This window comes from Mycobacterium sp. E1747 (assembly GCF_001667775.1).
GTDB lineage: Bacteria > Actinomycetota > Actinomycetes > Mycobacteriales > Mycobacteriaceae > Mycobacterium.
The window spans coordinates 23,659-32,807 of sequence record NZ_LZJI01000022.1; the positions used below are offsets into that span (position 1 = coordinate 23,659).

The 9,149-nt window shown below is 69.8% G+C and carries 5 protein-coding genes; 3 read left to right on the top strand and 2 right to left on the bottom strand.

What is annotated here, in order from left to right:
* Positions 1-24: 24 nt before the first annotated feature.
* Both A5695_RS01750 and A5695_RS01755 read right to left on the bottom strand, forming a co-directional pair.
* A complete protein-coding gene (locus A5695_RS01750; RefSeq protein WP_068077429.1) occupies positions 25-477 on the bottom strand; it encodes a DUF402 domain-containing protein in 453 nt (150 codons plus the stop codon).
* 75 nt (positions 478-552) lie between these two features.
* On the bottom strand, positions 553-3,201 hold the full coding sequence (locus A5695_RS01755; RefSeq protein WP_197515324.1) for an FHA domain-containing protein: 2,649 nt from the start codon (positions 3,199-3,201) through the stop codon (positions 553-555).
* 236 nt (positions 3,202-3,437) lie between these two features.
* Here A5695_RS01755 and A5695_RS01760 point away from each other — a divergent pair, with 236 nt between their 5' ends.
* The 3 genes from A5695_RS01760 to A5695_RS01770 form a co-directional block, all read left to right on the top strand.
* The gene (locus tag A5695_RS01760; RefSeq protein ID WP_068077431.1) at positions 3,438-5,432 is read left to right on the top strand and encodes a serine/threonine-protein kinase; all 1,995 of its coding nucleotides are present in this window, start codon (positions 3,438-3,440) and stop codon (positions 5,430-5,432) included.
* Positions 5,433-5,632: 200 nt separating this feature from the next.
* On the top strand, positions 5,633-7,792 hold the full coding sequence (gene uvrB, locus A5695_RS01765; RefSeq protein WP_068077433.1) for an excinuclease ABC subunit UvrB: 2,160 nt from the start codon (positions 5,633-5,635) through the stop codon (positions 7,790-7,792).
* 57 nt (positions 7,793-7,849) lie between these two features.
* Positions 7,850-9,149, top strand: a 1,300-nt coding sequence (locus A5695_RS01770) for an MFS transporter (protein ID WP_068077435.1), incomplete at its 3' end; no start/stop codon positions are given.

A 9,149-nucleotide genomic window follows, 5' to 3' on the forward strand; every position in this document is an offset into this window, starting at 1 on the left:
CGGCGCGATCGGGAGACCAACGGCTCAGGCCCGCGGCCGCCTCTCGCACCACGTCAGCTCCATCCCGTGGCCGGCCAGCCAGCGTGACAGGTCATAGCCGTTGCGGGCCAATCCCGCAACGGCGTTCACGGCGTGCCGCACCGCCCGCTCGGCGACCTCGGGGGTCAACAGGCCGTGCCGGACGGCATCCAGCAACTCGTCGACGTCGACCAGGTTCGCGCCGTGACCCGTGCGGACCTCGATGTCGAGGTAGTGATCCTCCGAACGCCACACCTGCGGCCCGGGCGTGTATTCGCCGACGTCGAGGTAGTAGTCTTGGTCCCGTTCGTGGCCCGGATTGAAGTGAAACACCGTGGCGCGCAAGCCAAGTGCGGGCAGCAACCACGACTCGAGGTAATGGAATTGGGCGCGGCCGGGGGCGGGCCGGGCCACGTAGAGCCCCCACGGGTGGACCGCATAGTCGTCCACGTCCCGCACGATGCCCTTGGGATCGGTGTTGGTGCGGGCGATCAGGTCGAACGTCTCGTGCTTGGGCGGATGGATGGCCCCACTCTATCGCCGAAGCCGGATTCTGAAGCGCACGAAGCCGGCATAGAACAGCGACAACGCCGCCAGCATGCCCATGTCCAGCAGCCACACCTGCGACGTGTGCTGCCAGAACCGGTCCTGGGACAGCAGCGAATCGGGCACCAGGTGCCGCAGATCCACCGTCGAGGCCGCCGCGGCATAGCCCCAGCGGGCGGGCATCCCGAACGACAGCTGGTCCAGCCCGAGCCGGCCGGTCACGGGAACCATGCCGCCGCAGAGCACCAGCTGGGCCATCACCGTCACCACGAACAGCGGCATGATCTGCTCGCTGGAGCGGACCAGCGACGAGATCGCCAGGCCGAGAATCGCCGACGCGACACAGGTCGCCGCGACGGTGGCGAACAATTCGACCGTCGCCCCGACGGTCGAGTGGCCGAGCAGGACGCCACCACGGGTCGGCGCGCTCTTGCCGATCACCACGATCGCGGTGATGATGGCCGACTGCAGGATGGCGAACCCGCAGAACACCGCGGATTTCGCGAGCAGGTAGGCGGTCGTCGACAACCCGACCGCCTGCTCGCGCTGGAAGATGGCGCGCTCGCCGACCAGGTCGCGAATCGTCAGCGCGGTGCCCATGAACGCCGCGGCCGGCATCAGCAGCGCCAGGATCTGCGCCGCCTCGTCCGGCGTCCCGGCGTTCGGCCCGGGTAAATGGAATCCGTTGCCGCCCGGGACGGTCAGCGACAGCGAACCCAGGATGAACGGCAACAGCGCCAGGAAAATGAAGTAGGCGCGGTCAGCGACGACCAGCCGGATCTGCCGGCGGGCGACCGTCGAGATCTGCCGCCGCACGCTGGTGTGCACGGGTTGGCCCACGGCGCCCGGCTCGTCCGCCGTGTCCGGCGCCAGTTTCTGCGGCCGCTTCTCGGCGTCACGCCGCTCCAGGAAGCGCCGGTTGGCCTCCTCGGGGTCGGCGCCCACCTTGGTGAAGATCTTGGCCCAGTTGGTGGTGCCCATCGCCGCGCCGATCCGATCGGGCGGCCCGCAGTAGGCCGTCTTGCCCCCCGGGGCCACCAACAGCAGCTGGTCGCAGGTGTCGAGATAGGACAGCATGTGCGTCACCACGATCACCACGCGACCGGCGTCGGCCAGCTGCCGCAGCATCGTCATGACCTGGTGGTCGAGCGCCGGGTCCAGGCCGGACGTCGGCTCGTCGAGGATCAGCAGCGACGGGCCGGTGAGCAGCTCGAGCGCCACCGAGGCGCGCTTGCGCTGACCGCCGGACAGCTTGTCCACCCGGGTGTCGGCGTGTTTGGTCAGGTCGAGTTCGTCGAGGACCTGCGCGACGACCTTCGCCCGGTCGGATTTGCTGGTGTCGGGCGGTAGCCGCAGCTCGGCGGCGTAGCCGAGCGCCTGGTTGATGGTCAGCTGGCGGTGCACCACGTCGTCCTGCGGGACCATGCCGATCCGGCTGCGCAGCGACGCGTATTCGGCGTGAATGTCGTGGCCCTCGAACGTGACCGAGCCCGAGCTGGGAGTCGTGTAGCCGGCGATCAGCCTGGCCAGTGTGCTCTTGCCGGCGCCCGAGCCGCCGATCACGGCGGTCAGTGTTCCGGGCCGCGCGATCAGCGAGATGTCGTCCAGCAGTTGTTTGCCGTTGTCGACGACGTACGTGACGTTGCGCACCTCCAGCCCGCCCGTGCGGGTCTCGGCCTCGCTGCGTGCGGTCAGGGTGCCGTCGCGGAACACGAGGTCGACGTTGCCGATGGTGACGACGTCGTCGTCGGACAGGATCGCCGATCCGACCCGGGTGCCGTTGACGAAGGTCCCGTTAATGCTGTTGTCCCGGATCTCGGTGCCCAGCGGCGTCTGCACCAACGTTGCGTGCTGACGGGAGGCCAGGACGTCGGAGACCACGATGTCGTTCTCCGCGGCGCGCCCGATCGTCATGGCGCGGGTGCCCGCGGCCGCCGACGAACGCGGTGAGAGCAACTTCACGAAGCGCGTCGCCAGGTTGGTCACGTCGGCCGACTTCGCGTCGACCACGGTGAGTTCGGCGGGCGGTGTCGAACCCTGCGGCGCCGCCCCGGCGTGCACGTCGGTCCGCTCCTCGGGCGGTGTGCCGCGCGGCGGGGTGCCCGAGGGTGGCACGCGCCGGTTCGGGGGCGGTGGCGGCGCCTGCCGGAGAGGTGGAATGCGTTGGCGGACAGGAGAATTCGGTGGATTCGCCGGCGTCCTGGATGGCCCGGGCCGGGGCGGCCGGGTCGGATTCGTCTGCTCGGGCAGCGCCGACCAGGCCAGCGTCGGCGGGCCAGCCTCCGGCCCCGGCCGGGTCCGGCCCGGGCGGTCGGTGTAGCCCTGCTGCGGCCCGACGGCGAAGGTCAGCCGCGGGCCCCGCGGATTCCCGACGTTGATGCTCTGGCCGTCGTGGACATCGATCACCGGCATCCGGTAGCCGTTGAGATAGGTCCCGTTCAGCGAGCCGTTGTCGATGGCCAGCCACCGGCCCTGGTCGAAGCGCAGGATCAGGTGGGCGCGCGAGATCCGGGGATCGGGGATGCGCACGTCGGCCTGGTCGTCGCGGCCGACGACCACCTCGTGGCCCGCCGCGAAGGATCGTTGGGACCCGTCGTGCCGGATCGTCAGGAGGGGCGGAGCGGGTCGAGTCACCACTCAAGTATCGGTGCGCGCGGTGAGTGGTCTCTATTGGAATCGCCTGTGATTTCGCTATGTTTCGATGTCGGCCACTCATAGCTGGTTCATAGCTCGCTGAGAACAAGCCCCCACCGGCATCCGGCATGATCTCAACGGAAGGGGAGGGCTGTTCGCGTGCGCGCCGGGCACATCGTCGTGCCGTGTGTCGGGCTGCGGCAAGCCGGGGCTCAAACGTCGAGGGGGTGACGCGGTAGATGGGTGCCGACAAGGGGACCACCCGGCGCATCGGCGCCGGGCGGTGGGCGCTGAGCAACCCGCGCGAGGCCCGTGCGGCCCTGCGCGCGGGGTTTCATTCGTTGCCCGCGGTCACCATCGCCCATCTGTTCCGTCGCATCCCGCCGGTCAGCTCGACCCCGAACGCGGAGCCCGAGTCCGGCCGCGTGGATGCCGACGGCGCCCGCCTGTCGATATCCAGCGGGGCACCGTTCGCGGGCTACACGATCCTGCGCCAGCTGGGCGCCGGGGGCATGGCCGAGGTGTATCTGGCCCTGCATCCCCGGCTGCCGCGCCGCGACGTCATCAAGGTGCTGGCGGAAGCGGTCACGGCCGATCCCGAATTTCGCGAGCGGTTCAACCGCGAGGCCGATCTCGCCGCGACGTTGTGGCATCCCCACATCGTCGGCGTCCACGACCGCGGCGAATTCAACGGTCACCTCTGGATTTCCATGGACTACGTCGAGGGCACCGACGCCTCCCGGCTGGTGAAGGAGCGCCACCCCGACGGGATGCCGGTCGATGAGGTGTGCGCCATCGTCCACGCTGTGGCGGGGGCCCTCGACTACGCCCACGACCGCGGGCTGCTGCACCGCGACGTGAAACCGGCGAACATCCTGCTCACCCATCTGGACGACGGCGAACGCCGAATCCTGTTGGCAGACTTCGGTGTCGCGCGTCACCTGGGCGACATCAGCGGGATCACCGAGACCAACGTCGCGGTGGGAACGGTGGCCTATGCCGCGCCGGAACAGCTGACGGGATCCAACATCGACGGTCGGGCCGACCAATACGCCTTGGCCGCAACGGCTTTCCATCTGTTGACCGGAGCGCCGCCGTTTCAGCACTCGAATCCCATCGCGGTGATCAGCCAGCACCTGCACGAAGAGCCGCCCCGGCTCAGCGATTACCGCCCGGAGCTGGCGCATCTCGACGAGGCGTTCCGCAAGGCCCTCGCGAAACAACCCGAGGACCGCTTCGAGCGGTGCCGCGCCTTCGCCGCCGCCGTCAGCGGGCGGTGCGACGCCGCCGCGGGAGCCGGCCCGCGCGCCCGGGCCCGCACCGCGTCGAGCCACCGGTTCTCGGCGCGGACGCGGTGGGCGGTCGGGTTGGTGTGCGCGATGCTCGTCGCCGTGGCCGCCACCTGGTCGGTCCTGTACTCCTTCGAGCCGGACACTGCGCCGCCCAACCCTGCGCTCGCGTCGAAACCGTCCGTCCCGGCGCCCGCGCGCTCAGGGGGACCGACGCTTTCCGGCAGCTACCGGCTGGACTACGACCAGAGCAAGCGGACCACCAACGGCGTCGCGATCCGCCACGACGGCCCCGCCGCCGGCTGGTGGGCCTTCCGTTCCGTGTGCACCACGAACGGCTGCGCGGCGACCGGCGCCCGGCTGGACAACGCGACCCACCAGACCGCGAACGGCCGGACCGACGCGCTGCGGTTCGTCGGCGGCTACTGGCAGGGCGCGCCGCAACAGCGGCGGATGAACTGCGCGCCCGCCAACGGCGAGGCGAACGCGACCCAGCAGGAGACGCTGGCGTGGTCGCTGGCCCCGCAGGCCGACGGCACCCTGCGCGGCACCGTGACCGAGACGGTGCTGACCAACGAGTGTGGCGCGCAGGGTGCGGTGGTGCGGGTGCCCGTGGTGGCCACCCGGGTCGGCGACGTGCCAGCCGGGGTGAACCTCGGCGACCCCGCCCAGGCCGTCGCCGCGTCGACCGTCGCCGCCGCCCCGGCTCCGCCCGTGCTCGGCGCGGCGTGCGGCGACGTCGGCAAGCTGGCCTACGACCCGACCAACAGCGAGCAGATCGTCTGCGAGGGCAACAGCTGGGCCAAGGCCCCGATCACGATGGGCGTGCACGCCTCCGGCAGCTCGTGCGACCGGCCGGGCACCTCGGTGTTCGCCATGACCACCTCGAACGACGGCTACCTGCTGCAGTGCGACCCCGTCACGCGGACGTGGACGCGCCCGTAGACCGTGTCCGGACCATTAGGTGATGCTCGGATTTGATATCACCCGCGCTATCAGGTTCGGAGAATCGTGTGGTCCTTCCCAACCGGTACTTCTGTGAAGGTATGCGGCGCGTTCCCCGCGCGATGACTGACTTTTCCTGGTCAGGGCCACCCGATACCGGCTCCGCGACACTTGTCGGTCCGCGGTTCTAACCTGGTGGCATGGCTTTCGCCACGGAACATCCCGTACTCGCACATTCGGAGTACCGCGCGGTCGACGAGGTCGTGCGCGTCGGCGGCCGTTTCGAGGTCGTCAGCCCACATTCGCCCGCCGGCGACCAGCCGGCCGCCATCGACGAGCTGGAACGCCGCATCAAGGCGGGGGAGCGTGACGTGGTGTTGCTGGGCGCCACCGGCACCGGGAAGTCGGCCACCACCGCCTGGCTCATCGAGCGGCTGCAGCGTCCGACGCTGGTCATGGCGCCGAACAAGACGCTGGCCGCCCAGCTTGCCAACGAGCTGCGAGAAATGTTGCCGCACAACGCCGTTGAGTACTTCGTGTCGTACTACGACTATTACCAGCCGGAGGCGTACATCGCCCAGACCGACACCTACATCGAGAAGGACAGCTCGATCAACGACGACGTGGAGCGGCTGCGGCACTCCGCGACGTCGTCGCTGCTCTCGCGGCGCGACGTGGTCGTGGTGGCCTCGGTGTCGTGCATCTACGGCCTGGGCACCCCGCAGTCGTATCTGGACCGCTCCGTGGAACTCAGTGTGGGCACCGAGGTGCCCCGCGACGCGCTGCTGCGGCTGCTGGTCGACGTGCAATACACCCGCAACGACCTGTCCTTCACCCGCGGCTCCTTCCGGGTGCGCGGCGACACGGTCGAGATCATCCCGTCGTATGAGGAGTTGGCGGTGCGCATCGAGTTCTTCGGCGACGAGGTGGAGGCGCTGTACTACCTGCACCCGCTGACCGGCGATGTGATCCGCCAGGTCGACTCTCTGCGCATCTTCCCGGCCACCCACTACGTCGCCGGCCCGGAGCGGATGGCCCACGCGATCTCGACGATCGAGGAGGAACTGGCGGCGCGGCTGGCCGAGTTGGAGGGCCAGGGCAAGCTGCTCGAGGCGCAGCGGCTGCGGATGCGCACCAACTACGACATCGAGATGATGCGCCAGGTCGGCTTCTGCTCGGGCATCGAAAATTACTCAAGGCACATCGACGGCCGCGGCCCGGGCTCACCGCCGGCGACGCTGCTGGACTACTTCCCGGATGACTTCCTGCTGGTCATCGACGAGTCGCACGTCACGGTGCCGCAGATCGGCGGCATGTACGAGGGCGACATGTCCCGCAAGCGCAACCTGGTCGAGTACGGGTTCCGGCTGCCGTCCGCGTGCGACAACCGCCCACTGACCTGGGAGGAATTCGCCGAACGGATCGGGCAGACGGTGTACCTGTCGGCCACCCCGGGCCCCTACGAACTGAGCCAGGCCGGCGGCGAGTTCGTCGAGCAGGTGATCCGGCCGACCGGCCTGGTGGACCCGAAGGTGGTGGTCAAGCCCACCAAGGGCCAGATCGACGACCTGATCGGCGAGATCCGCAAGCGCACCGACGCCGACGAACGGGTACTGGTCACCACGCTGACCAAGAAGATGGCCGAGGACCTCACCGACTACCTGCTCGAGATGGGCATCCGGGTGCGCTACCTGCACTCCGAGGTCGACACGCTGCGCCGGGTGGAATTGCTGCGCCAGCTGCGGCTGGGCGAGTACGACGTGCTCGTCGGCATCAACCTGCTCCGCGAGGGCCTGGACCTCCCTGAGGTGTCGCTGGTGGCGATCCTGGACGCCGACAAGGAGGGCTTCCTGCGGTCCTCGCGCAGCCTGATCCAGACCATCGGCCGCGCCGCCCGCAACGTCTCCGGCGAAGTGCACATGTACGCGGACTCGATCACGGACTCGATGAAAGAGGCGATCGACGAGACCGAACGGCGGCGGGCCAAGCAGATCGCCTACAACGAGGCCCACGGCATCGACCCGCAGCCGCTGCGCAAGAAGATCGCCGACATCCTCGACCAGGTCTATCGCGAGGCCGACGACACCGAATCGGTCGGGATCGGCGGCTCAGGCCGCAACTCCTCCCGGGGCCGGCGCGCCCAGGGCGAACCGGGCCGGGCCGTCAGCGCCGGGGTCTTCGAGGGTCGCGACACGGCCAGCATGCCGCGTGCCGAACTGGCCGACCTGATCAAGGACCTCACCGAGCAGATGATGGCCGCCGCGCGGGACCTGCAATTCGAGCTGGCCGCGCGCTTCCGTGACGAGATCGCCGACCTGAAGAAGGAGCTGCGGGGGATGGACGCCGCCGGCCTGAAATGAGTTTGCTGGCAGCGCATCTCCGAGTTCCGCCGTCGGGACACCCCATACGGTAGAAGGGTGACCGACACCGCGACCGTGACTGGCGGCTGGCGCCAGCTGTTGGGTGCCAGGTATCTGAGAACCTCCATCCTGCTGGCCGGCGGGGTCGGTCTGTACGCCACTAACGAGTTCCTGACCACCAGCTTGTTGCCGAACACCATCGCCGAAATCGGCGGGAGTCGGCTCTACGCCTGGGTCACGACCCTGTACCTCGTCGGGTCGGTGGTGGCGGCCGCGATGGTCAATCCGATGCTGCTGCGCGTCGGGGCGCGCTCGTGCTACCTGACCGGTCTCGCGGTGTTCGGCGTCTCCAGCCTGATTTGCGCGGCGGCGCCGAACATGGAGGTGCTGATAGCTGGGCGCGCCCTGCAGGGCGTGGCCGGGGGCCTGCTCGCCGGCCTTGGCTACGCGTTGATCAATTCCGCTCTTCCGCGCATGCTGTGGACGCGCGGCTCGGCGCTGGTGTCGGCGATGTGGGGGGTGGCGACGGTGGTCGGCCCGACCACGGGCGGCCTGTTCGCCCAGCTGGGCCTGTGGCGATGGGCCTTCGTGACGATGGCGGTGCTGACCGCCCTGATGGCCCTGCTGGTGCCCGTGGCGCTGGCCCGCGTCGAGCGCGCGACCGTCCTGGTGCCGATGAAGGTCCCGGTGCGCTCGCTGCTGCTGATCGGTGCGGCCGCGCTGGCGGTCAGCGTGGCCCAGATCCCGAGCAACACGCTGGTGACCTTCGTCCTGCTCGCCGTTGGCATCGCCCTGGCGGGAGCGTTCGTGCTCGTCGACGGGCGGACGCACGCGGGGATCCTGCCGCCCAGCGTCTTCGGCCCCGGGCCACTGAAGTGGATCTACCTGACCATGGGCGCGCTGATGGGCGCCGCGATGGTGAACACCTACGTGCCGCTGTTCGGCCAGCGGCTGGCGCATCTGACCCCGATCGCCGCCGGCTTCCTGGGGGCCGCGCTGGCGCTGGGCTGGACGGTGAGCGAGATCCTCAGCGCATCCTTGGAGAGCCCCCGCACGGTCGCGCGGGTCATCGTGGCGGCGCCGATCGTGGCCGCCTCCGGCCTGGCCCTGGCCGCGGTCGCCCGCCGCGGGGACACGTCCCCGTGGACGGCGGCGCTGTGGGCGGTGGCGCTGCTGGTGGCGGGGACCGGGATCGGGATGGCCTGGCCGCATCTGTCGGCACGCGCGATGTCCTCGGTCGACGACCCGGCCGAGGGCGGCGCCGCCTCGGCGGCGATCAACACCGTCCAGCTGATCTCCGCGGCCATCGCGGCGGGTCTGGCCGGGGTGGTGGTCAACACCGCCAAGGGCGGCGACG